Below are 25,422 nucleotides of genomic sequence, written 5' to 3'. Positions count from 1 at the left end.
ATGACGTCGGTCAATTGCCAAAGCGATACCGGTGCAAGGCATTGCCCTGCGTCCGCAACCATTTGCGTTCCGCGTCATAGGGTCCATGAATGCGCGTCACCTCGGCCCAGAAAGCGGGCGAGTGGTTCATTTGCGCCAGATGCGCGACCTCGTGGGCCGCCACGTAGCGCAGGACCTGCGGCGGCGCGAGGATGAGCCGCCACGAGAACATCAACCGGCCCGCCGAAGAACACGACCCCCAGCGCGAACGCGTGTCTCGCAAGCTGAGCCCCGAATAGGGACGCCCCAAACGACCCGCATAGTCGTCGCAGGCCGCAGCCAGCACATCACGCGCACGGGCCTTGAGAAAGGCCTGAACACGGCGCGGTGCCGCCTCGGGCGTGCCCGGAACCTCAAGCGCGCCTTCGCTCAGCCGTACCGTCCGGCCACGGCCCGGCACAATCTCGAACGCTGCGCCCTCCACCGGGAGGGATATCCCGACGCGGACCGCCACATCCTCGACCCGGTCCGACAGGTGCTTGCGAATCCACGCCTCTTTTTCCCGCGCGAAGGCCAGCGCCTCGTGCTCGGGCACGTGCTGGGGCAATGTCAGCGTCACGCGGCCATCGAGGGATGAAATGCGCAAGGTCAGCCGCCGCGCACGGGCGGATCGGCGCAGCGTCAAAACAATATCGGGCTGCCCTTGAAGAACACGCTCGGCCATCCCATCTCCCACGACCTGACCATAAGGCTTTGACTCCGTCCCGGCCTTATGGCACTTGCCCAGAATCGCCGCAACACGAGGCACACCCGTCCGCCCGCTTATCAAGTGCCGGACCGGGCCACGCGCAGACAAAAGGATGACACATGCCAAAGGAAGAATGGGGCACCAAACGGCTTTGTCCGACGACCAATAAGCGGTTCTACGACATGAACCGGTCGCCCATCATCAGCCCCTATACCGGCGATGTGGTCGAGGTCGACAGCTCCAAGACCCGCATGATCGCAGCGGATGCCGAAGATGCGGCATCGGCAAAGGCCAAGGCGAAAACCGCCAAGGACAGCGACGATCAAGTGCTGGACGAAGACGACGTCGAGGTCGAACTGGACGACGATCTGCTGGACGATGACGAAGAAGAAGACAACGTCCCGCTCGAAGAGTTGGCGGACGTCGCAGCCGAAGACGACGACTCTTGAAAACGCACTGCCGGACGGGGTCTTTTTCGCTTGATCCCGTCAGGCAAAGCGCCTAATCAGCGGCGCACGGCCAAGGACGGCCACCAAGGATGGGGCATTAGCTCAGCTGGGAGAGCGCCTGCATGGCATGCAGGAGGTCAGCGGTTCGATCCCGCTATGCTCCACCATCCCTCTTTTCAATCGACGTACGAAACGGTACGCCCGGCATTGGCCGCAGGCGCCGACTTACGCGCGCCCGCGAAGCGGTCACTCTGAGTGCAGCGGTCGGGTCCCGCTATGCTCCACCATCCCTCTTTTCAATCTACGTAATGAACGGTGCACCCGGCATTGGCCGCAGGCGCTGACTTTCGCGCATCGGCAGGGCTTGGGCAGCCGCTGCCCTTCGAACACAAGCCAATCGCGCTGACACACGTTCATGCGAGCGGGCTCGCAACGTGGCGGGCAAATCCAAACCTAGGGAGCACTCACTGCCCGAAGGTGCCTCATGCTGCGTCTGTTCCTTGTCCTGTCCGCAATCCTCGCCATCACCGCCTGTATGCCCATTGAACGGCTCTTTGCGCCCAAGGCGGACCTTATGTCGGACAGATGGAGCAGAGTGGCAGGCACGCCCGGCACCGCACCGGATTACGGGGCGTTCGACGCTTTTCTTGCGACCTACCATGCGGACACACCCAACGGGATGACCCGCGTGCGTTACGCGAATGTGACCGAGGCGGACGAGGCCGCGCTTCTTACATTTCTGGCGCAGATGCAGCGGGTTGATCCCGCGACGCTTGACCGCGATCAGCAACTGGCATTCTGGATCAACCTTTACAACGCGCAGACGATCCGCGTGATCCTCGATCACTATCCGGTCGACAGCATCCGCGACATTGGCGACGGTCTGTTGGGGCTTGGGCCTTGGTCCTACGCTGATCTGCGGGTGAACGGCACGGCCCTCAGCCTCAATGACATCGAACATGGCATCGTTCGGCCCGTCTTTGACGATCCGCGTATCCACTATGCGCTGAATTGTGCGGCTGCCGGATGCCCGAACCTTGCCGCGAAAGCGTGGCGCGCGAGCACGCTGGAGGATGATCTGAATGCCGCCGAACACGCCTATATCCATGACCCGCGCGGGATCACCATTGCGGACGATGGCGCGGTCACGGTGTCGAAAATCTTTGGCTGGTTTCGCGAGGACTTTGGCGGCACCGAAGCCTCGGTCCTTGCCTACCTGATGGACCGGGCCAACCCGGACCTGCGTGCCGCACTGGAAGCACGGGGCCAGATCGACAGGTATGCCTATGACTGGTCACTGAACGATGCCCCCGCAACAGTGGCGCAGGTCGCGGAATAGAAAACGGCGCCACGCGGGCGCCGTCTTTGATCACATCTGGCGAATGGGCGTCAGCCCTTGCCCTTCCAAGGCACGAGGATCCGTTCGGCCCAGCGCATCAGCATGTCGATGCCGAAGCCGATGATGCCGATCAGGATGATGCCCATGATCACGATGTCGGTATTCTGGAACTTCGAGGCGACCATGATCATCATGCCAGCCCCCTGTTCGGCGGCGACCAGTTCAGCCGCAACCACAGTGCCCCAACAGACGCCCATAGCGACGCGCGCGCCGGTGAAAATCTCCGGCAGCGAGTTGGGCACAATGACGTGCCGCATGATCTGAGCCTTGGACGCGCCGAGGCTGTAGGCCGCATGCACCTTGGAAATCTTCACACCGCTCACACCCGACCTGGCGGCAATGGCCATGATCCAGAGCGCGGCAAGGAACAGCAGGATGATCTTTCCGGTCTCTCCAATGCCTGCCCAGATGATCACAAGCGGGATCAGGGCCAAGGGCGGTACGGGGCGCATGAATTCCACGATGGGATCAAACCAGCCCCGGAACCAGTTGGACAGGCCCATGGCATAGCCCAACGGAATGCCCACCAAAGCCCCAAAGAAGAAGCCGACGACAACGCGGAACAGGGAGTACCCCAGATGTTCCCACAGGGTTGAGCCACGGAAACCTTCACTCGCAATCTCGCCAATGCGCTGCACCACCGCTTCGGGTGAGGGCAGCCAGATGGGTTCCATCTGCCAGCCTTTGGCGGGCTGAATGTTGGGCGTGCCCTTGTCGGAAATGGTCACGGTGCCGAAATCGACGTCGACCGTGTCACCGGGCTGCACCTTCTGGCCGTTGATCTCGATGATCTCGGCCCCGTCACCGCGGCCCAGTTCATCGTTGCGGTCCACACGCAGCAGGCCCGAGCGCCACATGCCGATGGCCACACTGTCATCCTTGGCCCAACCATCCCCTTCGGCCACGTCGGGCGCGTCCGTTGGGGTGTCAATCGGGTGAACAACGACCGTAACGGTGGCCGTGTCGATCTCATTGCCCGCCTGCGCGGTGTATTCAAACGTGCCGGTCCCCTCAAACGGGCCGGGGGCATGCAGGAAACGGGGCAGCAGGGACGATCCCGTGAACATCCCCCAGAGCAGGAAGATGGTCAGGATCGAGATGACCGATGCGGCCCGGTTGGGCGTCACGGCGCTTTCGTCGCCAAAGGTCACGGTCTTGAGCGAGCCGTAATCCGAAATGGCCGACCGTTGCGCGATCTTAGTGACGACAAAAAAGGCGACCACGAAGATCGCGACGTAAATCAGAAACGGGATCATGTCGCTGCCTCCATAAGATTTTTCATGCGCTCGCCTCCGACCGACCCATAATTTCTTCTTCCATGTCCCAGATCATGCCGAGGATTTCTTCGCGGCGCTCTCCGAACTCGGGGTGCTTCTTGACCTCACGCAGGTCCTGACCCACGCCCATCTCGGCAAAGGGCAGGCGGTATTCCTTGTGAATGCGCCCCGGGCGCGGGGCCATGACCAACAGGCGCTCGCCCAGCAAAAGCGCCTCTTCGACCGAGTGGGTGATCAGGATGATGGTCTTACCCGTCTCTTTCCACAGCTTCAGAACCAGGCTTTGCATCTTTTCGCGGGTCAGCGCGTCCAGCGCGCCCAGCGGTTCATCCATCAGGATCACGTCGGGATCGTTGGCCAGACACCGGGCCAACGCCACACGCTGCTGCATCCCGCCCGACAATTCATAGACGGCCTTTTCCTTGAAGTCCTGCAGGCCCACCACGTCCAGCAGGTGATCCACGATCTCCGCCTTGTTGGTCTTGGGCATGCCCTTCATCGACGGGCCAAAGCCCACATTCTCGCGCACGCTCATCCATTCGAACAGCGCGCCTTGCTGGAACACCATGCCGCGTTCGGCATCGGGTCCGTTGATTTCGTGACCGTTCAGGATCATCTTGCCATCGGTCGGGGCCAGAAAGCCCGCGACGATATTCAAAAGCGTGGTCTTGCCGCAGCCCGACGGGCCCAGCACGCTCAGCAATTCACCGGCCTTGAGGTCCAGCGACACATCTTGCAACGCCTGCACATGCCCGCCACCCGGCAGGTCAAAGCGCATCGAAAGGTTTTGAATTGAAAGTCCGGACATCGGTTCCCACCTGTCGCTTAGGTGCAAATGCACCCGGTAGGGCGGGGTTCACCCCGCCTCGGTATCGCAGAAAGGGCCCGCGCGCATCACGCACGCGAGCCCAATCAAATGGTCTTAGTTGATCGACGACAAAGGCGCTGTGTTCACAGTACCTTCGTAGCTGTCGAGCGCGCTGTCGATCGAACCCGCGTTCACGAACACGTCGGCCACACCTTTCATAAACGAAGGTGCCGTGCCGCCCAGCCATGCTTCGCTCAGCTGCTCTTCGACCGTGGGGAATTTGAAGGTCGCCAGCGTGGCCGCTGTTGCGTCTTCGTCCATACCCGCGTCTTTCGCGATGACAGGCAGCATTTTCGCGTGGTTGGCTTCATCCGCCCACATCGCGTTGGCTTCGGCTGTCACGGCCAGGAACTGGCTCAGCGTTTCGCCTTCTTCGGCGATGAAATTGGCAGGCGCGGTTGTGGCGTCAAACACCAGAATGCCCAGCTCTTCCTTCTCCGCACCGGTCAGCAGCACGTTGCCGCTTTCCTTCATGCGACGCAGCGCGCCACCCCAGCCACATGCCATGTCGACCGAGCCTTGTGCCAGAGCAGCCGCCCCTTCCGCCGGTGCCATGTCCACAACGTCAAGCGACGCAAGGTCGACGCCAAAGTGGTTCATCTGGCTCAGGAAGCCGTAGTGAGCAGCTGTCCCCAGTGGCACAGCCACTTTCTTGCCAGCCAGCTCGCCTGCGGATTCCTTGTCAATCTCCAGACCGGAGGCGACAACACAATTGTCGTTCTCGGAGTAGCTCACAGCCACGTCCACGATCTGGATGTCCTGACCGGCAGAGGCCGCAACCACGAAGGGCGGAACGCCTTGGCTAACCGAGATCTGCACGTCGCCCGACGCCATCGCCGCGCTCATCGCGGTGCCGGTGTCAAAGCTCACCCAGTTGATCTTGGTGCCGCCCATGGCCTCTTCGTACATGCCGGTCTCTTTGGCGAACTGGAACGGCATCGGCCACTCCAGGAAATAGGCGACGGTGATCTCGCCACCATGGCCCGCGGCCACAGCGCCTTGCGCACCGGCCAGCATCGCAGTGGCTGCCACAGCACCCATCAGCTTTGTCTTGAATGTCATGTCTTAACTCCCGTGTTTTCACGCAGGTGAGCCCTGCGTCTGGATCGTTTTGGACGGTATCCCGCCTCTCGTCGCACGCGGGTCCCGCGGCGCTGGCGTGATCCGAGCCGATAATCCGGCCCGGATCAACGTAAAATCGGGGCATCTGTCATAATTTTGTGCAGGTGAAACGGGGCTTTCGGAAATCCAAATTTCGGACAGGCCCATGAAAACAAGGCATTTCCACTGCCCGGCACTGGACCAGGCGACGCATACACGCGTGAACTGGCTTTACTTGTGACCCCAAACTGGCCCTACTGTTGTGACCAGATTCTCAGCGATTGTGCACGCCAGCTAGCGTATTTGGCCCTTAGTTTCATGGGCCGCCCCCTCTTTCGAAAGGTTCGACCCATGGACGGAACGTTCAACGAAAACGACATGAGCCGCGTGATCGAAGCCGACCGCGCAAATGTGTGGCACCACCTGATCCAGCACCAGCCGTTCTTCACTGGCGCCGACCCCAAGATCATCATCGAGGGCAAGGGCCTGCGCGTGTGGGACCAGAAGGGGATCGAACATATCGACGCCGTCTCGGGCGGGGTCTGGACGGTGAACGTGGGCTACGGCCGCGAAAGCATGGGTGACGCCGTGCGCGACGCGATCGTCAAGATGAACTTCTTCGGCGGCACCGTCGGCTCGATCCCCGGCGCTTTGTTCGCCGAAAAGCTGCTGACCAAAATGCCCGGCCTCGACCGCATCTACTACGCCAACTCCGGGTCCGAGGCGAACGAGAAAGCCTTCAAAATGGTCCGCCAGATCGCGCACAAGCGCTACGGCGGTAAAAAGCACAAGATCCTTTATCGCGACCGCGATTACCACGGCACCACCATCGCCTGCCTGTCAGCGGGTGGCCAGGACGAGCGCAACGCGCAATACGGCCCCTACACCCCCGGCTTCGTCCGCGTCCCCCATTGCCTCGAATACCGCAAGCACGAACAGGACGGCGCGCCTGACGCGAACTACGGTGAATGGGCCGCCAACCAGATCGAAGAGATCATTCTGCGTGAAGGCCCCGACACCGTGGGCGCGCTCTGCCTTGAACCCGTCACCGCAGGCGGCGGCGTGATCGTCCCTCCGGAAGGCTATTGGGAGCGGGTGCAGGAAATCTGCAAAAAGTACGACATTCTGCTGCATATCGACGAGGTTGTCTGCGGCGTGGGCCGCACCGGCACATGGTTCGGCTACCAGCACTACTGCATCAAACCCGACATGGTGACGATGGCCAAAGGGGTCGCCTCGGGCTATGCCGCCATTTCGTGCCTTGCGACGACCAACGAAGTCTTCGACATGTTCAAGGACGACACCAGCGATCCGATGAACTACTTCCGCGACATCTCGACCTTTGGCGGCTGCACAGCTGGCCCTGCTGCGGCGCTGGAAAACATGCGGATCATCGAGGACGAGGACCTGCTCGGCAACACCACCGCCATGGGCGACTACATGTTGGACAAGCTGGCAGAGCTGAAAGAAAAGCATGCCGTCATCGGTGACGTGCGCGGCAAGGGTCTGTTCCTTGGCGCGGAGTTGGTCGCAGACCGCGACAGTCGTGATCCGGCGGAAGAGGCCAAAGTGCAGGCCGTGGTCAAGGACTGCATGGGGCAGGCGGTGATCATCGGGGCCACCAACCGCAGCCTACCGGGCAAGAACAACACACTCTGCTTCTCGCCCGCGCTGATCGCTACCAAGGACGACATCAACCAGATCATCGAAGCGGTCGACGGCGCACTGACACGGGTGTTTGGCTAGGGCGGATCAAGATCCGCCTTACCGGGCTTGCATCGAACGACATGAGGAAAGGCGGAGGTGACCTCCGCCTTTTTTAGTTTGCGCGGGCGAAACCCGGCCGGTTTTTGCCAGTCGTTGGAGGCAAAGCTCGAAGCCGCCGTCAGGTACCCAGCCACCACCGCCTGATCTCTGCTTGCGACAGGGCATCGTTCAACCCGATGGCCACAAGGCCGATTGAGGCGACATCGTCCCGTCGCCGTACCTGCTTTTGCCGTCCGACAACGTGAACCTCCCAGAACCCGCTGGTCTTGTCAGGAACAAGGGCCTTCAGCCGCAGCAATCCGGGCGGCATGTCGGACAATCGCAAGTAAATGTCTTCTCTGGACAACGCAGGCGGGGCAGTGTCCGACCAATGCAGATAAGCGGGATGGCTCTGCGCGTCTGAAGCCGGCCGCGCCGACAAGTCTGTGCGGTCCAGCATCAAGGCGGCAACCGTTTCAAGATCATCCGCGTAAGCCCAGCGCGGAATATCCATGTCCTGCAACAACGACCCGACATGAAAATCCCGGATTTTGCTGACGACAACCAGATCAGCGGACCGCAGCTGGCTTTTTACCTGCTCCGAAATGCGCGGGTCCGAGAGTTGTTCTGCGATATTCAAGCCGTCCGCCACCGTGATGATCCCGGCATAACGCAGTTCTTTTTCCGCCAGCGAAACGGCCGCGATCTTGGCTGGGTCGCCGATGCCGCTTGCCTCGATCAGAATGTGATCGGGACGGGGGTCGCGATCCAGAAGATCACCGATGGTAAAGAACAGATCACCGGACATGGTGCAGCAAATGCAGCCATTGGTCAGTTCAATCGTGTCCTCCGTGGCAGATTGAAGCAATGCCGCATCGATATTGATTGCGCCGAAATCGTTCACCAGAACGGCCAGCCTGAGACCGTGCGCCGCGCCCAGCACTTGGTTGATCAGGGTTGTCTTGCCCGCCCCCAGATAGCCGCCGATCACAGTCAGTGGCAGGCCTGTCATGGCAGATGCACCCGCCCTCCGAACACCGTGCCAAGGACCGGCACATCTTTCAAACTCGCCCCGTCCCCGATGGTTGGATCGTCACCCAGCACGGCAAAGTCGGCACGTTTGCCGGGCTCGATACTGCCGATGTCATGGTCGAGCCTGAGCGTGCGGGCCGCGCCCAATGTGATCAATTCGAGCGCCTCAGACACGGAAATCCGTTCTTCGGGCCCAAGCACTTGGCCGGTCATGGTTTCGCGGTTGACTGCGCACCACGCGGTGAACAGCGGCCCAAGTGGCGTGACCGGTGCGTCGCTGTGAATGGCTGTCATCACACCGGTATCAAGCGCGGTGCGCGTGGCATCCATCCGGCTCGCCCTGTCGGGGCCAATTGTCAGTGCCGCGTGTTGATCGCCGAAATACCAAAGGTGATTGGCGAAGATGTTGCAGGCGACACCCAGCTCAGCGGCGCGCGAAAACAGCGCCCGGTCCATCATCTGACAATGCTGCAGAACATGCCGCGCGCCGGGCCACGGGTGCGCACGCGCGGCCGCCTCAAGCGCTTCAAGCGAGACCTCGGCCGCTTCGTCGCCATTGACATGGATGTGCATCTGAACGCCGCGGCGTTGCATTTCTTCGGTCAGGGCGAAGATCTCGGCCGGGGCCGTGTTCCAGATGCCGTTTGGCTGCCCCCCAACATATCCGGGCCAGCGGACGCGGGCCGTCCATCCTTGTATCGATCCGTCCGTCATCAGTTTCACGGCACCAAGCCGCAGCTTGTCGGTTGATTGTTCGCGCAGCGCCAGAGCCTTGTCCGCCACATGTGCAGGCGCGCCGCTCGCACCAAGTGCGGGGACAATGCGCAGGGGGTAGTCGTCGGCCCCCGTCAGGCGCAGCATCAGCGCGATATCCTCGTCCTCCAGCATGGAGTAGAGGTCTGTCATGGTGGTGACCCCTGCCCGCGTCGCGATCTTGCCGTAGCTTTGTATCGCGTCCTCGCTCTGCGACAGGGTTCGGAAGTCGATCTCCATCCGCCGCAGGACCGGAAACATGGCCGCCATCTCCTGAAGCTCTCCGGTGGGGGTGCCATCGGGTCCCTTCACAACACCTTCGAGCGGCGTGTCGGCGTCATAGCCCGCCATCTCGAGCGCGACGGAGTTCACGCACATCAGATGGAAATTCGAGAACAGGACGGCGACGGGGCGGTCGGTTGAAACCTGGTCCAGATGGGTCTTGTTCAAACGCTCAGAGGATAGAAAGATCGGATCGAAACCCCAGCCGAACACCTTTTCGTTCGACTGTGCGGCCCCGTCCCTGAGCCGTGCAATCATAGCATCTGCAGTATCGATCCCGGCCCATGCGCGCCCGTCCGGGTCCGTTCGGTCGTGATAGCCGACATAGGTGAATTGCCACATGGCGCCCGCCATGAGATGCGCGTGCCCTTCGACAAGGCCCGGCATGATCACGGTATCCGCCAGCCGGTTGTCCATGGTAAAGTCACCCCAAGGCGCTGCACAATCGCCGTCACCCACCGCGAGAATGCGACCTTCACGCACCGCCACATGGCTGGCTGTCGGGCGCAGCGGGTCTATTGTCAGGATTTTTCGGGCTTTGAAAACGCGTGTTTCGGTCATGTCATTCGTCCGCAATGTCGGGCGCAGCTTTGCCCATTCCATCGCCGTAGTCCATCGACGGCCACGCTTAAATCCTTGACGGGACGCGCAATCCCGTGATCGGCTTCCTAAAAAACCGAGAAAAACAAAACACCAAGCGGACACGGGAGGTCCAGAATGATCAGAAGACATCTACTCAAAACAACAGCGGCATTGATGCTGGCAACACTGACGGCTTTGCCCGCAGCGGCGGCTGACGTCACCATGAATGTCGGCTTCGGCGCGCCCGAAGAATCCTTGTACGGACGCTTCGGAAAGATTTTCCAAGCCAAGGTCGCGGAAATCTCTGGCGGCGATATCGAAGTGAAGCTGCGCTGCTGCAATCAGATCTCCAGCGAAGACGAAGCGTTCAAGGCGATGCAGCTGGGCACGGTCGATGGGTTCTTTATTACTGCCAACAACGTGTCGCCGCATTGGCCGCTGATGGACGTGACTGTCCTGCCCTACATCTTCCAGAACGACGCGCATCTGGCACGTGTACTGGACGGTGATGTCGGGCAAACGATGAAGGACAAGCTGCAGGCCGACACCAGCGTTCACTTGCTGGCCTTCGGTCCGGCCCTGTATCGCGACTTCTACAACTCGGTCCGGCCCATCAACACGATGGCCGACATGGAAGGCCTGAAAATCCGGGTGCCCAAGAACGAAGTGATGATTGCGACGTTCGAAGCATTTGGTGCCAACCCCGTGCCGCTGGCGTGGTCGGAAACCCCGACAGCGCTTCAGACGGGAACCGTGGACGGTGGCGACAACGGTACGTCCTTCATCCGGGACATGAAGTTCTTCGAATTTGAACCGCACCTCGTGATCCTGGAACACTTCGTGTCGTTCGCCCCGCTCTTTGCGTCGGACAACTTCATGAAGAAGCTGAACGATGAGCAGCGTGCGCAGATCATCGAAGCGGCCGAAGCGGCAGGCGTTGAGTTTGCGGCACAGGTTGCAAACGAGACCGAGGAAGTGCGTCAGTGGCTGGTGAGCGAAGGTGGCATGGCACGGACCGACCCCGACAAGGCGGATTTCGTAACTGCGGCCAAGACGGTTCAGGACGATTTTGCAGCCAAACGCGGTGAAGACTTCGTCGAACTGGTCAAGGCAATTCAAGCGGCGGCCGAGTAAGACATTTCGACTCTGTCCAGGGGCGGTGATCCGCCCCCGGACAAACACTTTGGGGATTGGGGCAGATATGGCCGGGCTCAGATGGCTTGAGCGACACTTCGAAGAGCTGATCTGCTGTGTTTGCCTGTCAGTTATCGCGATCAGTGTCTTTGCGCAGGTGGTTGCGCGTTACGTTTTTGAAGTGGCACTGCATTGGACTGAAGAGACCGCTGCCATGTGCATGGTCTGGGCGGTCTATATGGGCGCATCGCTTTGTGTCCGCGAACGGTTTCACATCCGTATCATGGTCGCCGTTGCCGCCCTGCCGACAACGTTTGGCCGGATCGTCATTTTTATTGCGGATATCCTCTGGGCCTTCTTTTGCCTGTTCATGCTGCGGGTCAGCTGGGATTACCTGTCGGTGTTCTGGCGGTTTCCGGAGACGAGCCCCAGCCTGGGCATCAACCAGTTCTATCCACAAACCATATTGGTCATCGGCTACGGGCTGATGCTTGTCCGGCTGATCCAGACCTATGTCACGTGGTGGCGCGACGGTGCTGATGGCCTGCCCGGTATGCTGGCAGAAGAGTGGGAAGACACGACGAAGGATCAGGAGCACCAGATTTGAGCCCCTTGATGATCCTGGCCATCGCCTTTGTCGTTTTGACGATCATGGGCATTCCGCTGTTCGTGGCCGTAGGCCTGACCACGGCACTGGCGCTTTACCTGATCGACATCCCCTACACCCTGATGGCGCAGACAGGCTATGGCAGCCTGACGCCGTTTCCGTTGTTGACCATCCCCCTGTTCGTCCTTGCCGGGCGGCTGATGGAGGTGGGCGGCATGGCCAACCGCATGATTGCCATCGCCACCAACCTTGTCGGGGCTTACCGCGGCTCAATGGGGCTGGTCACGGTCTTTGCGTGCATGCTGTTCGCAGCCCTGTCCGGGTCCGGCCCCGCGACGACGGCGGCCATCGGTTCGGTCACAGTCCCTGCGATGAAGCGCGATGGGTATGACGTGCCATTCGCCGCGGCCATCACCGCAAGTGCAGGCGCACTTGGCAGCTTGATCCCGCCCTCGAACCTCATGATCATTTACGGGCTTGTGTCCGAAACCTCGATCCCGCGCCTGTTTCTGGCGGGTCTGCTGCCGGGTCTGATGGTGACGATCCTGCTGATGATCACCACTTACATCATCGCGCGCCGTCGCGGGTATGGCGGCGATGGGGACCCGTTTTCGTGGGGGCCCTTTCTGAAAGCAGCCTGGGACGGCAAATGGGCCATCGGCGCACCCGTGCTGATCCTTGGCGGCATCTATGGCGGCGCATTCACACCGACCGAAGCGGCTGGCGTTGCCGTCTTTTACGCCCTGTTCGTTGGTCTTTTCGTCTACCGCGAGCTTACGCTGCAAAAGATCATCTCGGCCTTGCGCTTTACGGCGTTGCTGACCGGTATCCTGATCCTGCTGACGCCGACACTGGCCTTCGGTCAATTGACCGCCTTTTACGATGTGCCAACCGCCGTGCAGGAGGGGATCACATCGATCACCACCAACGTCTTTCTTGTGATGCTGCTGATCGGGATCTTCTACATCTTCATCGGCACATTCATGGAAAGCCTTGCACAGATCGTGCTGTTCACCGCCGTTTTCCTGCCGCTGGTCACGTCGCTGGGCGTTGATCCTGTCATGTTCGGCGTCTTCACGGTCATCACCTGCGAGATCGGGTTTCTGACCCCACCGCTGGGCGCGAACCTGACGGTGGCCGCACGCATATCCGGCATTTCGATCGAGCGGATATCGGTCGCTGTCCTGCCCTTTATCCTTGCCTATATCATCGGCATGGTGATCCTGATCTTCTTCCCGGACTTGACGCTGTTCCTGCCCAATTGGGCATATGGCGAAGCGAAATAGGAGGCCCAAATGTTCGATGTCATCCTGAAAGGCGGCGAAGTGTTCGACGGCACGGGCACAGCAGGCATCGTCACCGACGTGGGCGTGACGAACGGCAAGATCGCAACAGTTGGCGACCTGAGCAAAAGCAGTGCCGCACAGGTCATCGACGTTCGCGGCCTGACGGTGGCCCCCGGCTTTGTCGACATGCACACGCATTCCGATTTCACCCTGATCGCGGATGGTCGCGCCGAAAGCCAGGTGCATCAGGGCGTGACAACCGAAGTCATCGGCCAGTGCGGGATCAGTTGCGCACCCGTCTGCTCGCACAAGGATATCCGGGCCGTGTCGCCTTGGTATACCGATCAGGCCAAACACCGGAACTGGCTTGGCTTTGGCGAATATCTCGATGCGCTCGACGCCACTGACCTTGGGGTGAATGTCATGGCCTTTGTTGGCCACGGCACGATCCACCGCGCAGTTCTGGGCGACGAATTGCGTGCAGGCGAACCCGAAGAAGTGGCCCAGATGGCCAAGCTGGTTGATCAGGCGATGGAGGAAGGCGCGGGCGGTTTTTCGTCGGGGCTTGAGTACTTTCCCGGCATTCTTGCCGCACCTGAGCATCTGGTGCCCATGTGCGAGGTCGCGGCGGACCGAGGGCGTTTGTATGCCACCCATGTCCGCAACCGCGACACACATTACGATCTGGGCTTTGCCGAAGCGATTGCCACCGCCCGCCAGTCCGGGGCGCGCCTGCAGATCAGCCATATCCAGCCCAAGTTTGGCGCACCTGATTACGCCATGAACCACACGCTCGAGATGATCGAGCTGGCGCGTCAACACGATGTCGACATTGCTTTTGATGTGATCCCGCATGACTGGAACCACACGCTGATGGCGGCAATCCTGCCCAAATGGGCACAGGCAGGCGGCGTCGACGAGGTGATGAAACGTCTCGCCAATCCGGAGATGCGCGAGCGGATCAAGGCCAATCCCCAGCCGATGTGGCTGATCGTCAAAGCGGACCGCTGGGATGACATCGTGCTGCTGAACGCGACCGTCAACAAGGACATCGTGGGCGCTGATTTTGCCGAGATCGGACGCATGCGAAACACGCACCCCTACGATGCGGTGCTGGATATCCTGCTTGAGGAAGGCGACAACCTGATGTCGTGCATGTGGTCATCCAAAAGCTTCCGCAACAGTGATGTGGACCTGTGCCTTCAGCAGTCGGAATGCGCCGTCATCTCGGACACGGTTGCCATCGCCAATGACGGCATTCTCAAGGATCACATCGGCTCGCTCAGTGGTTATGGCTGGGCCGCACGCTTCCTTCAGCACTATGTGCGGGATCGCGGTGTACTGAACCTGGCCGAGGGCATCAGCAAAATCACCTCTGTGCCGGCAAACCGCCTTGGACTGAAGGATCGGGGCAAGCTTCGGCCGGGCTATGCCGCAGACATCTGTGTGTTCGATTCCGCCAACATTGCCAGCAACGCCACGGCGCGAAACCCGCGCCGCTATGCGTCCGGCATTGCTCACGTGCTGGTCAATGGCAGGCTGTCCATGTCCAATGGGCAACGCACGGACGTAAACGCCGGGCAGGTGATCCGAGAGTTTGCCGCCTGAGCGACGCTGCCTTGTATTGAAGTCACATTTTGGGGACGGCTGACCGTCAGGGTCGGTCGATCGGAAAGGTGAGCTGGATACCCGCACCATCCGGCACATCCAGAATGTTCAAGTGCCCCTTGTGTTGAGACATCACCCTGACGGCAATGGGAAGCCCTAGCCCGCTGCCCGGCCCTGCGTTCACCTGACCAAAGCGATTAATCGCCTGCAGGTGCTTGGTCTTGGGAATACCGACACCATCGTCCCTGACCGTCACAACCGCCGTATCGTCACAATCCGAAAGCGTGAGCACGATGCGCGTCAACCGCCCCCCGCCATGGACCAGCGCGTTGCTGAGAATGTTGCGAATCGCCTCCTTGATCATGATCCGATCCCCGCGCAGTCGAAGCGCACGGTCTGGCACCTCGACATCAAGGGTCACATCCGTACCCGCCAAGTCTGCGCCAAAGCTGTCTGCCACCTCGGTCACCACCGTGTTCAGGTCAAACAGCTCGGAATTGAGCGAAAGATCAGAGCCTGCGGCACGCTCGAATGATAAAAGCTGGTTGGTCAGGCGGCTGGCTTGGCGCGCAGCAAGTATCAATTCGGCGCTGCGTGTCTTTGCCGCCTCGGGGTTTGGCGCGTTTTCGACGGCTTCCGCCAATGCCAGAACACCTGCCACCGGGTTCCTGAGTTGGTGGGCTGCGTTGGAAATGAACTCGTCTTTCGAGCTGATCCGCCGCGACACCCGGTCCAGCAGCGCATTGAGCGTTGTGACGATACCCCGTGCCTCGGCAGGCACATCGCGGCGGATCGGCTCAAGCTCTGTCGGGGTGCGTTTGGCAATCGCCTGTTCGAGGTCCAGAAGCGGCCGCAGCCCAAGACCGACGCCAAACCAAACGATGAAACCCACCGACACAACCAGCGATGCGATAACCATGGTGGACCGCGTGACCAACTCCTGCACGAAATTGCGCCGAAGCGCCGCGTTTTGCCAGACCGTCACATTGTACACGCCCGCAACGTCACTGACCGTCGTGACATATTGAAACCGCATCACCCGCACATCGCGGCCCTGATAACGCGCATCGTAGTAATACGGCTCGGACAACTCGGCAGGCACAGACTTGGGCAGAACCGGCGGAGTAGAATAGCCGGTCACGAAAACACCATCCGGCGCGAAGACATGGTAGAACACCTCGCCCCCGGACGTGTTGTTGATCAAACGGCGCGTGGTCGGGCTTAGCGCGTCTCCGTCCGAAATCGCCACGTCCCTTGAAATCGCAAGCGCTGCCGACAGAAGCCCCCGGTCAAAGATGTCCTCGGCCCGGTCTGTCTCGGACGAGAACTGCCAGACGGTGACCCCCGCAGCGATCAGAAGAAGCGGTGCCAAGATGATGACGATCAAGCGGGACCGCAGCGACGGAAACGTCATGTCCCGGCCTCGGCCAGCAATTGATACCCCAAGCCGCGTTGCGATTTGATCTGGATGCCGAATGGTTTTAGGCGGCTGCGCAGACGGGACACGTGTACTTCGACCACGGATTCCTCAACATCCGCGCCGGTCCCGTAGCAATGCGCAATCAAGGCGGACTTGGGCACCAACCGCCCGTCCGCCATGGCAAGGCATTCAAAGACCGACAGCTCGCGGCGGGGAATGGTTAACTCCTGCCTACCAGACACCAGCTGGCGCGAGGACACGTTGTACTCGATCGCCCCGACCGTGCGCACGACATCCTGCGGCACGGCCCGTCGGCGCAGCAAGGCGCGCACGCGTGCCTCAAGTTCGGCCATCTCGAACGGCTTGATCAGATAGTCATCGGCCCCCGCATCAAGGCCCACAACGCGGTCTTCGGTTTCCGCACGCGCTGTCAACAAGATAACCGGGCGCGCATCCCCGCGTTTGCGTAGCTCCTTGAGTAGGGACAGCCCGTCCAACCCCGGCAGATTGATGTCCAGAATGACCAGATCGGACCTGTCAGATTTGAGGAACTGTTGAGCCTGAAGGCCGTCATCAAGGACATCGACCGCGTGCCCTTCGTCCTCCAGACGATATGCTATGCCCTTGGCAAGGCTGACATTATCTTCGACCAGAGTGATCCGCATCCGACTATTTCGGGCCTGTGCAAGTTTCATGCAAGCTTCGCAGGTCATACCCTAAACATCAACGCGGGGCGGACACCCCGCGTGATTCGAACATCGTGACCCGGAAAACGGGCACACAACCGGGAGGAACATATGTCCATCTTCAAAACCACGCGGCGCGTGGCCGTTAGCCTTATTGCAGCCGCCGCAGCCACAATCGCCCTTCAGGCCAACGCCGGGGGCCATGGCATTGATCTGGAAGGCAAGACCGTCGAATGGATCATCCCATTCTCCGAAACCGGCGGGTCGGCCAAATGGGCCAACTTCTATGCGCCGCTGCTGTCCGAGGCCCTGCCCGGCCAGCCCACCGTCGTCGTCAAGTTCATGCCGGGTGCCGGTTCGACCAAGGGTGCCAACTTCTTTCAGGAACAATCCTATGATGACGGCACACTGATCTTCGGCTCTTCGGGCTCCACGCAGTTCCCGTTCCTGCTGGGTGATCCCCGCGTGAAATATGATTATGCCGACTGGAATGTCGTTCTGGCCTCTGGCACGGGCGGTGTCGCCTATCTGCCGCCTGAGTTGGCGGCCAAGATGGACGGTCTGGATGCCAGCGGCTTGCAGGGCGAGGATTTCATCTACGGCAACCAGGGCGCCACACGTCTGGACCTTGTTCCGACGCTTGCATGGGAAATGCTGGGCCTGAATGTTGAATCCGTCATGGGCATCAAGGGTCGCGGTGATGGCCGTCTGATGTTCGAACGTGGCGAAGCCAACATCGACTACCAGACCTCGTCGTCCTTCCTGTCCGGCGTGACCCCGCTGGTTGAGGCGGGCACAGCCGTGCCGATGATGACATGGGGCTCGCTGGATGCGGATGGCAACATCGTGCGTGACCCGACATTCCCCGACATTCCGACCTTCAAGGAAGTGTGCGAGGCCACAGCCGGCTGCGAGACGTCCGGTGAGAAGTGGGATGCGTGGAAAGCGTTCTTCATCGCGGGCTTCCCTGCGCAAAAGATGGTGTTCCTGCCAAATGGTGCGTCCGCTGATGCGATCGCGACCTACACCAAAGCGTTCGAAGACGTGCAGGCCCGTGCAGACTTTGCCGAGATTTCGTCCAAGCGTCTGGGCAAGTACCCGCAAATGACCGGTGCGGCGGCAGAGACCGCCAAGGCCAGCGCCACCAGCGTGTCGGCAGACGCCAAGACATTTGTCGTCAACTGGTTGCAGGAAAAGTACGGCGTGTCGCTGAACTGATCTTTGCTTATCGAGCGCCCCGCCCCCAGCGGCGGGGCGCTTAGATAAGGAAAGAGGGGGGGAAGGCGCCATGGACGTCATCATGGAGGCCCTGCCGGCACTGTCAGACGCGTGGGCGCTGATCCTGCAGCCGGTTGTTTTGGGATATCTCGTCCTCGGCGTGGTCATGGGCCTTTGCATTGGCGTGTTCCCCGGGTTGGGTGGCATCGCGGGCCTGTCGCTGCTTTTGCCGTTCATGTTCGGGATGGATCCGATCCTTGGCCTTGCCCTGATGGTGGGAATGGTGGCCGTGGTACCCACTTCGGACACGTTCGCCTCTGTCCTGATGGGCATCCCTGGGTCGTCCGCGTCGCAGGCCACCGTGCTTGACGGCTTTCCCATGGCAAAGAAGGGCAAGGCCGCGCGGGCGCTCTCCGCCGCCTTTGCCTCGTCCCTGTTTGGTGGGCTGGTGGGGGCCACGTTCCTTACCGGTTTCATCCTGATCGCGCGCCCCATCGTGCTTGAGTTCCGCACGCCGGAGCTGCTGATGATCACAATCTTCGGCCTCTCCATGGTCGGCATCCTTGCAGGCCGTGTGGCGATCAAGGGGCTGGTGGCCGCAGGCCTTGGTATGCTGATCGGCACAATTGGTGAGGGTGCGTCTTCGGGTGATCTGCGCATGTCCTCGTATGATTTTCCGTATCTCACTGATGGGTTGAAACTGGTTATCGTGGGCCTTGGCATCTTCGCCATCCCCGAGATCATCTCGCTACTGCGTCGTGACCGCGCCATCTCGTCCGAGCCTCAGCTGGGCGGCGGTTGGCTTGAAGGGGTCCGCGACTGGTTCGCCAATATCTGGCTGTCGGTGCGCTGCTCCATCATCGGCGTTGTGGTCGGCGTGATCCCCGGCCTTGGCGGGTCCGTCGTGGATTGGATCGCCTATGGCCACGCGGTACAAACGACGCCGGACAAGTCGAACTTCGGCAAGGGCGAAGTGCGCGGTGTGATCGGGCCGGAAAGCTCCAACAACGCCAAGGAGGGCGGTGGGCTGGTCCCTACCCTGCTCTTTGGCATCCCCGGTTCTGGCTCAATGGCGATCTTCATCGGGGCCATCGCCCTGCTTGGCTCGGGCCAGATCGAGGTTGGGCCCGCGATGCTGCAAAACAACCTCGACATCACCTATTCCATTGTCTGGCTACTGGCGCTGGCGAATGTGGTCGGTACGGTCATCTGCATCGCGGCCTCCGGTGGCATCGCCAAGCTGACCACCATCCGCTTCGTGCTGCTGGCGCCGTTCCTGTTCATGATCATCAGCTTCGCGGCCTTCCAATCGGGGCAAAACCTGATGGACCTTGTGGCACTTTTTGCCATCGGCCTTCTGGGCATCCTGATGCGCCGCTTTGACTGGTCGCGCCCGGCCTTCCTCATCGGCTTTGTCCTGTCCACTCCGGCCGAAAACTACGCCAACCAGGCCGTCCAAATCGCCTCGTCGCGCTTCCGCAAAGGGTTTGGCGAAGGGCTCGACTACATCTTTTCGCCCATCGTGATTGTGCTGCTCATCATCACCGTGATCTCCGTAGTGCTGGGCCTGCGGCAAGCCAAGAACATCATGGCCGAAGGCGACGTGCAGTCGGGCAGCAAACGCGCGCCGTTCGTCTTCCTGATCGCGGTGACAGGCTACATCGCCTACGCGTTCTACGATGCCGCTTCCATCCCGTCCTTCAGCCGCGACCGTGTGTTCCCGATGTTCGTGGCGGGCGTTTGCCTTGTGGGATGCGTGGCCCTGATCATCCGCATGATGCTGAAACCCGAAACGGACACGATTTTTGCCGACCGAGAGCGGGAGGGTGATGACGCCGACAGCACCTATGGTCTTTGGCCCACGCTGGCATGGTTCGCGGGGCTATTGGTTCTGACATCGCTGCTGGGGTTCATCCTTGCCCTTGCCCTGTTCCTGTTCACCTTCATGAAGCTGCGCGCGGGTCTGTCCACGGCACTGGCAACCGCCTACACAGCCGCGGGCATCGCATTCATGTGCTTCATGGCATGGCTGTTGAACCGCGATTTCCCGCCGGGGCTGTTGCAAGACTACACCGATTTGCCCTGGCCGTTGGGCTAGGTCCGCCGCCACATAAGAGACTGACATATGCAAACTGCCATACCCTTCCTGTTCATGCGCGGCGGCACCTCGCGCGGACCATACCTGAACCGCGCCGACCTGCCCGAAGACCTCGACACGTTGGCCCGCGTGTTGATCGCCATGGTCGGCTCTGGCCACCCGCTCAACATCGACGGGATCGGTGGTGGGGCCGCGGTGACAACCAAGGTCGCCATGCTGTCCCAGTCCGACGATGACTGGGCCGACATCGACTATTTCTTTGCCCAGGTCAGCGTCGAAGACGGGCTGGTCGATTTCAAGCCCACCTGCGGCAACATCCTGTCAGGCGTTGGCCCCGCGGCCATCGAGATGGGGCTGATCCCGGCGCAGGACGGCGAAACCACGGTCAACATCCGGGCGGTGAACACCGGGGCCAAGGTCAAGGCCATTGTGCAGACCCCTGACAAGGCGGTGAACTACGAAGGCTCAGCGCAGATCGACGGTGTGCCCGGCACGGCAGCCCCGGTGGCGCTGCAATTCATGGAAACGGTTGGCGGTGCGACCGGCGCGCTGCTGCCCACGGGCAACCTTGTGGATACGATCGACGGCATCGACGTGACCTGTATGGACGTCGCCATGCCTATGGTGATCGCACAGGCCTCCAGCTTTGGCCTCACCGGCTACGAAAGCGCCGAGGCGTTGAATGACAACGCCACCTTCTTCGCCCGGATGGAGGCGATCCGGCTCAAGGCGGGCGCGCTGATGGGCATGGGCGATGTGTCCTCATCGGTCACGCCGAAATTCGGAATCGTCGCCCCGCCACGGGACGGCGGCACCATTTCCACACGCTATTTCATGCCCTGGCAAACCCATCCGTCCACGGCTGTAACAGGCGCGCAATGCCTTGCGTCCTGTGTGCTGACGCCCGGCACCGTCGCCAACGCACCAATCCCGAACGGACGCCCGGCAGGCATCGTGCTGGAACATCCCGCAGGACAGATCGACGTGATGGTGGACTACGACCTGACCGACGACGGCATCACGATCAACTCTGCCGGGCTTGTGCGCACGGCACGCAAATTGGCGGCGGGCCAGGTCTTTGTTCCCAGCGCAGTCTGGGATGGGAATTGACGTTTCAGCAATATTGTATACCATGGTATACACAATATAGGGGCCACAGATGATCGACACATACCAGAACTGCATCATCGCCGCGCGCGCGGAACTCGCCATGGCCCGGCAATTGCTGCAAGACGAGATTTCCAGCTACCCCAGCCCCATCGCGGGCTGCGACGCCCAGTTCAACCACCTGCTTGCAGAACGGCAAAAGGTGCTGACAGCGATCCGGTCTCTGGACGAATTTGTCTTTGTGCCAACACCGCGCACGCCAACGCCCCAAGCGGGCGTCGAAAGCAGATGAAGGTTCACATCCTCGATGACTGGTTCGACACGCTGCGCAGCCTGCCCTGTTTTGCAAAGCTGGCCGGCCACGACGTCACCGTCTGGACGGATCACGAACCGGACCCGGCCAAACTGGCAGACCGGGTAAAGGATGCCGAAGCGCTAGTTCTGTTCCGTGAGCGCACGAAGATCGGGGCGGACCTGCTGAACCGCCTGCCCAACCTAAGGCTCATCTCTCAACGCAGTGTTTATCCGCATATCGACGTCGCGGCGTGCACCGCCAACAACGTCCTCCTCTGCTCGAACATGCACGCAGGGTCCCCATCCTATGCCGCCGCCGAGCACACGCTTGCCTTGATCCTCGCCAGCTACCGCCAGATCCCGCAGCAAACAGCCTCGCTCAAGGCAGGCAACTGGCAAAGCGGCGTGGGCCGTACCCTGCGCGGAAGGACTTTGGGACTTTATGGTTACGGGCGCATTGCGGGGGCAGTTGCGACCTATGCCAAGGCGTTGGGCATGAACGTGCAATGGTGGTCCTCCGACGCCGGACGTGCCCGCGCCGCAGCCGACGGTGAAACGGTCGCGCCATCACGCGCGACGTTCTTTGCCACATCCGACATTGTCAGCATCCACGTCCGCCTCAAGCCCGACACGCGCGGGATCATCACGGTAGATGATTTGGCCGCCATGCAGCCCCGCAGCCTTTTCGTGAACACGTCCCGCTCTGGCCTCGTCGCGGCTGGCGCGTTAGAGGATGAGATGGCGAGGAACCGCATCTTCGCCGCCGTCGATGTGTTCGATCACGAACCGCTGACCGACACGTCCCACCCGCTTCTGACGAACCCGAACGTGATTACCACGCCCCATATCGGCTATGTGACCGAAGACGAATTTGACCTGCAATTCTCGGACATCTTCGATCAGATCAACGCTTTCGCAGACGGTGCGCCGATCCACATGATCAACCCGGAAACCCGGTCCTAGCGCTGCGCCGACGCCTCTTTCGTCAACGCGGCCAAGCGGTAAAAGCCATGGGCCATCTTCGAATAGGGCGTCAGTAAAAAGAACGTCAGCACGGTGCCGAGGTGGAGCGGCAGCAATAGCGCAACAGCCCCGGTGCCCGTCGCAGCATAAAGCAGCAGACCGGTCGCACTGACTGCAAAGAGCAGCAGAACAAACGCCATCTCACCGCCCCACACCTTAGGTGCGCCAAGGTTCGGATCAGCCTTTGTCTTGAGCCAAGCAAGACCCGCCGTGCCCAGGCACAGCAGCACTCCACCTGGAATGCCCAACAGCTTGGGCAGGCTGAACAGGCCGTAGGGCGCTTCAAGCCCGAACCCGTAATGCAGCACCGTCCCGCTGGATGTGGACGCAAAGCACAGCAGAAACCCATAAAGCGTGGCTTGATGGAAGTGCCGCCGGGCGTGGGTGAACCGATCCTCATCCTCGAAATTGCAACCATCGCCATGCCCGCCTTCAAGGTTTTTCATGCGTCCCGCAGACGCCATGGCGGACCACAGGTCACGCAAGTGAAACCCTCCGCCGCCCACGGCCCGCCAATAGGACCGCAACGACACGGCAAGCGCCAGAAGCGGCAGGACAAAGGCAGGCGCAAAGATCGCCACCATCAACCCATGCGACATGTACGCGTAGAACTCCATGCCATCCGCCGGGCGCAAACCCTGCGCGAGCATGAACACAAAGGCGACGGCCAGCGTCAGCCCCGCCGCAATCGCCACGCCGGACCGATCAAACAATGCGGCAAAACTGCCGGGCCAAGCATGTGCCTTCCAACTGTCATGCCGCACCTCTGCCAGTGCGCGCGGCAGGTTCAGATAAAACTCATGCGGGGCCGTGTATTGGCACGCATAATAACAGCCCCGGCAGTTGTGACATAGATTGGCCAACTGGGTGATATCGCCATCCGAAAATGCCCGCTCGCGGTGCAGCGCGGGAAAGACGGAACAATAGCCTTCGCAATATCGGCACGCATTGCAAATCTCGGCCTGTCGCCGCGCCTCGGCTATCAGATCAGTTTGCATGAGCAGCCGCCTTTTGTCCTGCGATGCGGCCAAAGACGGTGCCGATGGTCATCCCAAACCCAGCCAGATAGCCTTGGCCAAGAATGGACCCCGCCATGGTCTCACCCGCCGCCCACAGATTGCTGACGGGACGGTTGCCAATGGAACACTGCGCGTTTTCGTCCACTTTCAGCCCCAGATAGGTAAAGGTCACTCCGGTCCGCAGCGAATAGCCGTAGAACGGCGGCTCGATCACGGGCCGGGCCCAGTTGGTCTTGGGCGGGGTCAGGCCGGTTGTGGCCACGCCGTCCAGCTCCGTAGGTTTGAAGCCTGAAGTGTCGCCACAGGTCGCATTGAACGCATCCACCGTCTGGCGCAGCGCATCGGGCGAAAGCCCCATGATCACGGCGAGGTCTTCGATCGTGTCGGCCCTTTCAGGCGGGAACACCGATGGCATGAACAGATCAATGGATTTGGCGTCGATGATGGCATAGGCCACCTGATCGGGCTGCCCCGCCACCAGCCGCCCCCAGATGGCATAACGCTTGGGCCAGACATCCTCGCCCTCGTCATAAAAGCGCTGGGCATCCTTGCTCACCACGATGGAGAACGGCACGCAGTCCAGCCGCGTTACAATCCCACCGTCGAACTTGGGCGCGCGCCCGTCGATGGCAACAGCATGGCACTGGGTCGGGTCGCCCACCTGCTCCACCTGTTGATCCAGCAAATTGGCCAGCACCACGCCACGATTGTAGGGCGTGCCCCGGATCAGAAAGTTGCGCGCCGCAGGTCCCCATGCGCGGGTCAGCCAATCGGTATCGGCTTGAAAACCACCGGAAGCGACAACGACGGATTTGGGGGTCACACGCATAGTCTCGCCGCCGTGGGTGTAGTCGACCCAGACAACCGCGCCATCCTCGACCTCCAAATGCGTGACCTCCGCCTCATACGCGACCTCGACCCCCAACGTTTCGGCTGTGCGGTAGTACGCGTTCACCAGCCCTTTGCCCCCGCCCAGAAAGAATGCATTTGTCCTAGCCAGCGACAAGGTGCCGGACAGCGAGGGTTGAAATCGAACACCGCGCGCTTCCATCCACGGCAGACACTCTTCCGAGGTTCTGATGGCAAGCCGCGCCAGATGCTCGTCCGTTTTGCCCGCAGTCACTTTCAGAAGATCGTCGAAATATTCATCCTCACTGTAGCTGTCGACCAGCGGTCCCAACGGTCCGCGATGCATGCATCTGAAGTTCCGCGTATGTCGTGAGTTGCCACCGCGATACGGTTTCGGCGCAGCCTCCAGAATGAGCACGCGGGCGCCCGCCTCAGCAGCGGTGATGGCGGCGCACAAGGCGGCGTTTCCACCCCCAATGACCACAATGTCCGGCGTGTCGACCATCCCGCACTCCCCTCTGCAAAACGGCTTAGCATCGGCGATTGATTTTGACTAATGCATCCTTTCGATCCGCGGATTCTGTAGGCTGATCGATTTCGACTGCATCGATCTAGAAGCTAGTTTTGCTGTGCAGGAGAACCATGTTTTCCATCTTGCCCTCAAGAGACTGGGACCATCGCAATGGGGCATCACACTGGATTCAATACCTTGAAGTTGCCCGCAAATTGCAGATTTTTCCGAACGACGCTGACAGAGAAACCCGCGTTGAAGACCCAATGGATCAAGACGTCCCGCATGTTTCATGATTAATGGCGCCTGCTGTCTTTACGGTCAGAAGGATGAAGCAACCGGGCAA

The 25,422-nt window shown here is 60.8% G+C and carries 22 protein-coding genes and 1 tRNA gene; 13 read left to right on the top strand and 10 right to left on the bottom strand.

Annotated elements, in window-relative coordinates; translation table 11 throughout:
• Window positions 1-10: 10 nt before the first annotated feature.
• Window positions 11-703 (bottom strand): M48 family metallopeptidase, encoded by a 693-nt coding sequence (locus tag Q1A32_RS09245; protein WP_299652102.1) that lies wholly within the window; start codon window positions 701-703, stop codon window positions 11-13.
• Window positions 704-846: 143 nt separating this feature from the next.
• Here Q1A32_RS09245 and Q1A32_RS09240 point away from each other — a divergent pair, with 143 nt between their 5' ends.
• From Q1A32_RS09240 to Q1A32_RS09230, 3 genes are all read left to right on the top strand, one after another.
• On the top strand, window positions 847-1,176 hold the full coding sequence (locus Q1A32_RS09240) for a TIGR02300 family protein (RefSeq protein WP_299613224.1): 330 nt from the start codon (window positions 847-849) through the stop codon (window positions 1,174-1,176).
• A gap of 91 nt (window positions 1,177-1,267) precedes the next feature.
• Window positions 1,268-1,343 (top strand) — tRNA-Ala (locus tag Q1A32_RS09235).
• 317 nt (window positions 1,344-1,660) lie between these two features.
• On the top strand, window positions 1,661-2,515 hold the full coding sequence (locus Q1A32_RS09230) for a DUF547 domain-containing protein (protein ID WP_299652100.1): 855 nt from the start codon (window positions 1,661-1,663) through the stop codon (window positions 2,513-2,515).
• 50 nt (window positions 2,516-2,565) lie between these two features.
• Here the strand turns inward: Q1A32_RS09230 and Q1A32_RS09225 are convergent, their stop codons facing one another.
• From Q1A32_RS09225 to Q1A32_RS09215, 3 genes are all read right to left on the bottom strand, one after another.
• Window positions 2,566-3,831, bottom strand: a complete 1,266-nt coding sequence (locus tag Q1A32_RS09225; protein ID WP_299652098.1) for an ABC transporter permease — start codon at window positions 3,829-3,831, stop codon at window positions 2,566-2,568.
• A 22-nt stretch (window positions 3,832-3,853) separates the two neighbouring features.
• On the bottom strand, window positions 3,854-4,660 hold the full coding sequence (locus Q1A32_RS09220; RefSeq protein ID WP_299613230.1) for a taurine ABC transporter ATP-binding protein: 807 nt from the start codon (window positions 4,658-4,660) through the stop codon (window positions 3,854-3,856).
• A gap of 114 nt (window positions 4,661-4,774) precedes the next feature.
• Window positions 4,775-5,782 carry an ABC transporter substrate-binding protein gene (locus Q1A32_RS09215; RefSeq protein WP_299652096.1) on the bottom strand — a complete coding sequence of 336 codons (1,008 nt, stop codon included), beginning with the start codon at window positions 5,780-5,782 and terminating at the stop codon, window positions 4,775-4,777.
• Between the two features lie 390 nt (window positions 5,783-6,172).
• Between Q1A32_RS09215 and Q1A32_RS09210 the strand changes: the two genes are divergently transcribed.
• A complete protein-coding gene (locus Q1A32_RS09210) occupies window positions 6,173-7,567 on the top strand; it encodes an aspartate aminotransferase family protein (protein ID WP_299652094.1) in 1,395 nt (464 codons plus the stop codon).
• 139 nt (window positions 7,568-7,706) lie between these two features.
• Here the strand turns inward: Q1A32_RS09210 and Q1A32_RS09205 are convergent, their stop codons facing one another.
• Window positions 7,707-8,579, bottom strand: a complete 873-nt coding sequence (locus Q1A32_RS09205; RefSeq protein ID WP_299652092.1) for a GTP-binding protein — start codon at window positions 8,577-8,579, stop codon at window positions 7,707-7,709.
• Window positions 8,576-10,195 carry an amidohydrolase gene (locus tag Q1A32_RS09200; RefSeq protein WP_299652090.1) on the bottom strand — a complete coding sequence of 540 codons (1,620 nt, stop codon included), beginning with the start codon at window positions 10,193-10,195 and terminating at the stop codon, window positions 8,576-8,578. The genes Q1A32_RS09205 and Q1A32_RS09200 overlap by 4 nt, the downstream gene beginning before the upstream one ends.
• Before the next feature lie 156 nt (window positions 10,196-10,351).
• Between Q1A32_RS09200 and Q1A32_RS09195 the strand changes: the two genes are divergently transcribed.
• The 4 genes from Q1A32_RS09195 to Q1A32_RS09180 all read left to right on the top strand — a co-directional run bounded on the left by Q1A32_RS09195 (window position 10,352) and on the right by Q1A32_RS09180 (window position 14,851).
• Complete coding sequence (locus Q1A32_RS09195) at window positions 10,352-11,350, top strand: TRAP transporter substrate-binding protein (protein ID WP_299652089.1); 999 nt, start codon at window positions 10,352-10,354, stop codon at window positions 11,348-11,350.
• Between the two features lie 67 nt (window positions 11,351-11,417).
• Complete coding sequence (locus Q1A32_RS09190; protein WP_299613238.1) at window positions 11,418-11,957, top strand: TRAP transporter small permease; 540 nt, start codon at window positions 11,418-11,420, stop codon at window positions 11,955-11,957.
• Complete coding sequence (locus Q1A32_RS09185) at window positions 11,954-13,243, top strand: TRAP transporter large permease (RefSeq protein WP_299613240.1); 1,290 nt, start codon at window positions 11,954-11,956, stop codon at window positions 13,241-13,243. The genes Q1A32_RS09190 and Q1A32_RS09185 overlap by 4 nt, the downstream gene beginning before the upstream one ends.
• Window positions 13,244-13,252: 9 nt before the next feature.
• A complete protein-coding gene (locus Q1A32_RS09180) occupies window positions 13,253-14,851 on the top strand; it encodes an amidohydrolase family protein (RefSeq protein WP_299652087.1) in 1,599 nt (532 codons plus the stop codon).
• Between the two features lie 46 nt (window positions 14,852-14,897).
• On the opposite strand, the gene Q1A32_RS09175 is transcribed toward Q1A32_RS09180, so the two are convergent.
• Window positions 14,898-16,265 (bottom strand): sensor histidine kinase, encoded by a 1,368-nt coding sequence (locus tag Q1A32_RS09175; protein ID WP_299652085.1) that lies wholly within the window; start codon window positions 16,263-16,265, stop codon window positions 14,898-14,900.
• Window positions 16,262-16,966 carry a response regulator transcription factor gene (locus Q1A32_RS09170; RefSeq protein WP_366141215.1) on the bottom strand — a complete coding sequence of 235 codons (705 nt, stop codon included), beginning with the start codon at window positions 16,964-16,966 and terminating at the stop codon, window positions 16,262-16,264. The genes Q1A32_RS09175 and Q1A32_RS09170 overlap by 4 nt, the downstream gene beginning before the upstream one ends.
• Before the next feature lie 102 nt (window positions 16,967-17,068).
• Between Q1A32_RS09170 and Q1A32_RS09165 the strand changes: the two genes are divergently transcribed.
• From Q1A32_RS09165 to Q1A32_RS09145, 5 genes are all read left to right on the top strand, one after another.
• Window positions 17,069-18,175, top strand: coding sequence for a tricarboxylate transporter (locus Q1A32_RS09165; RefSeq protein WP_299652083.1), 1,107 nt, complete (start codon window positions 17,069-17,071; stop codon window positions 18,173-18,175).
• 70 nt (window positions 18,176-18,245) lie between these two features.
• The gene (locus Q1A32_RS09160) at window positions 18,246-20,273 is read left to right on the top strand and encodes a tripartite tricarboxylate transporter permease (RefSeq protein WP_299652081.1); all 2,028 of its coding nucleotides are present in this window, start codon (window positions 18,246-18,248) and stop codon (window positions 20,271-20,273) included.
• A 27-nt stretch (window positions 20,274-20,300) separates the two neighbouring features.
• Window positions 20,301-21,383 (top strand): 4-oxalomesaconate tautomerase, encoded by a 1,083-nt coding sequence (locus Q1A32_RS09155; RefSeq protein ID WP_299652079.1) that lies wholly within the window; start codon window positions 20,301-20,303, stop codon window positions 21,381-21,383.
• A 49-nt stretch (window positions 21,384-21,432) separates the two neighbouring features.
• Window positions 21,433-21,672: a hypothetical protein gene (locus Q1A32_RS09150; protein WP_299652077.1), complete on the top strand. Its 240-nt coding sequence runs from the start codon at window positions 21,433-21,435 to the stop codon at window positions 21,670-21,672.
• A complete protein-coding gene (locus tag Q1A32_RS09145) occupies window positions 21,669-22,637 on the top strand; it encodes a D-2-hydroxyacid dehydrogenase family protein (RefSeq protein ID WP_299652075.1) in 969 nt (322 codons plus the stop codon). The genes Q1A32_RS09150 and Q1A32_RS09145 overlap by 4 nt, the downstream gene beginning before the upstream one ends.
• Here the strand turns inward: Q1A32_RS09145 and tcuB are convergent.
• Window positions 22,634-23,695 carry a tricarballylate utilization 4Fe-4S protein TcuB gene (gene tcuB / locus Q1A32_RS09140; RefSeq protein WP_299652073.1) on the bottom strand — a complete coding sequence of 354 codons (1,062 nt, stop codon included), beginning with the start codon at window positions 23,693-23,695 and terminating at the stop codon, window positions 22,634-22,636. The genes Q1A32_RS09145 and tcuB overlap by 4 nt on opposite strands.
• Window positions 23,685-25,070: an FAD-dependent tricarballylate dehydrogenase TcuA gene (gene tcuA / locus Q1A32_RS09135; RefSeq protein WP_299652071.1), complete on the bottom strand. Its 1,386-nt coding sequence runs from the start codon at window positions 25,068-25,070 to the stop codon at window positions 23,685-23,687. Before tcuA ends, tcuB begins: the two co-directional genes overlap by 11 nt.
• Between the last annotated feature and the right edge of the window lie 352 nt (window positions 25,071-25,422).

It is taken from the genome of uncultured Tateyamaria sp. (assembly GCF_947503415.1).
GTDB lineage: Bacteria > Pseudomonadota > Alphaproteobacteria > Rhodobacterales > Rhodobacteraceae > Tateyamaria.
Note: the sequence above shows the minus strand (reverse complement) of the source record. Positions and strands in the feature narration are given on the sequence as shown.

What these genes read in the sequence shown, in the direction of transcription:
- Q1A32_RS09245 (WP_299652102.1), bottom strand. Translation starts at nt 703, where the DNA reads ATGGCCGAGCGTGTTCTTCAAGGGCAGCCCGATATTGTTTTGACGCTG.
- Q1A32_RS09240 (WP_299613224.1), top strand. Translation starts at nt 847, where the DNA reads ATGCCAAAGGAAGAATGGGGCACCAAACGGCTTTGTCCGACGACCAAT.
- Q1A32_RS09230 (WP_299652100.1), top strand. Translation starts at nt 1,661, where the DNA reads ATGCTGCGTCTGTTCCTTGTCCTGTCCGCAATCCTCGCCATCACCGCC.
- Q1A32_RS09225 (WP_299652098.1), bottom strand. Translation starts at nt 3,831, where the DNA reads ATGATCCCGTTTCTGATTTACGTCGCGATCTTCGTGGTCGCCTTTTTT.
- Q1A32_RS09220 (WP_299613230.1), bottom strand. Translation starts at nt 4,660, where the DNA reads ATGTCCGGACTTTCAATTCAAAACCTTTCGATGCGCTTTGACCTGCCG.
- Q1A32_RS09215 (WP_299652096.1), bottom strand. Translation starts at nt 5,782, where the DNA reads ATGACATTCAAGACAAAGCTGATGGGTGCTGTGGCAGCCACTGCGATG.
- Q1A32_RS09210 (WP_299652094.1), top strand. Translation starts at nt 6,173, where the DNA reads ATGGACGGAACGTTCAACGAAAACGACATGAGCCGCGTGATCGAAGCC.
- Q1A32_RS09205 (WP_299652092.1), bottom strand. Translation starts at nt 8,579, where the DNA reads ATGACAGGCCTGCCACTGACTGTGATCGGCGGCTATCTGGGGGCGGGC.
- Q1A32_RS09200 (WP_299652090.1), bottom strand. Translation starts at nt 10,195, where the DNA reads ATGACCGAAACACGCGTTTTCAAAGCCCGAAAAATCCTGACAATAGAC.
- Q1A32_RS09195 (WP_299652089.1), top strand. Translation starts at nt 10,352, where the DNA reads ATGATCAGAAGACATCTACTCAAAACAACAGCGGCATTGATGCTGGCA.
- Q1A32_RS09190 (WP_299613238.1), top strand. Translation starts at nt 11,418, where the DNA reads ATGGCCGGGCTCAGATGGCTTGAGCGACACTTCGAAGAGCTGATCTGC.
- Q1A32_RS09180 (WP_299652087.1), top strand. Translation starts at nt 13,253, where the DNA reads ATGTTCGATGTCATCCTGAAAGGCGGCGAAGTGTTCGACGGCACGGGC.
- Q1A32_RS09175 (WP_299652085.1), bottom strand. Translation starts at nt 16,265, where the DNA reads ATGACGTTTCCGTCGCTGCGGTCCCGCTTGATCGTCATCATCTTGGCA.
- Q1A32_RS09170 (WP_366141215.1), bottom strand. Translation starts at nt 16,966, where the DNA reads ATGAAACTTGCACAGGCCCGAAATAGTCGGATGCGGATCACTCTGGTC.
- Q1A32_RS09165 (WP_299652083.1), top strand. Translation starts at nt 17,069, where the DNA reads ATGTCCATCTTCAAAACCACGCGGCGCGTGGCCGTTAGCCTTATTGCA.
- Q1A32_RS09160 (WP_299652081.1), top strand. Translation starts at nt 18,246, where the DNA reads ATGGACGTCATCATGGAGGCCCTGCCGGCACTGTCAGACGCGTGGGCG.
- Q1A32_RS09155 (WP_299652079.1), top strand. Translation starts at nt 20,301, where the DNA reads ATGCAAACTGCCATACCCTTCCTGTTCATGCGCGGCGGCACCTCGCGC.
- Q1A32_RS09150 (WP_299652077.1), top strand. Translation starts at nt 21,433, where the DNA reads ATGATCGACACATACCAGAACTGCATCATCGCCGCGCGCGCGGAACTC.
- Q1A32_RS09145 (WP_299652075.1), top strand. Translation starts at nt 21,669, where the DNA reads ATGAAGGTTCACATCCTCGATGACTGGTTCGACACGCTGCGCAGCCTG.
- tcuB (WP_299652073.1), bottom strand. Translation starts at nt 23,695, where the DNA reads ATGCAAACTGATCTGATAGCCGAGGCGCGGCGACAGGCCGAGATTTGC.
- tcuA (WP_299652071.1), bottom strand. Translation starts at nt 25,070, where the DNA reads ATGGTCGACACGCCGGACATTGTGGTCATTGGGGGTGGAAACGCCGCC.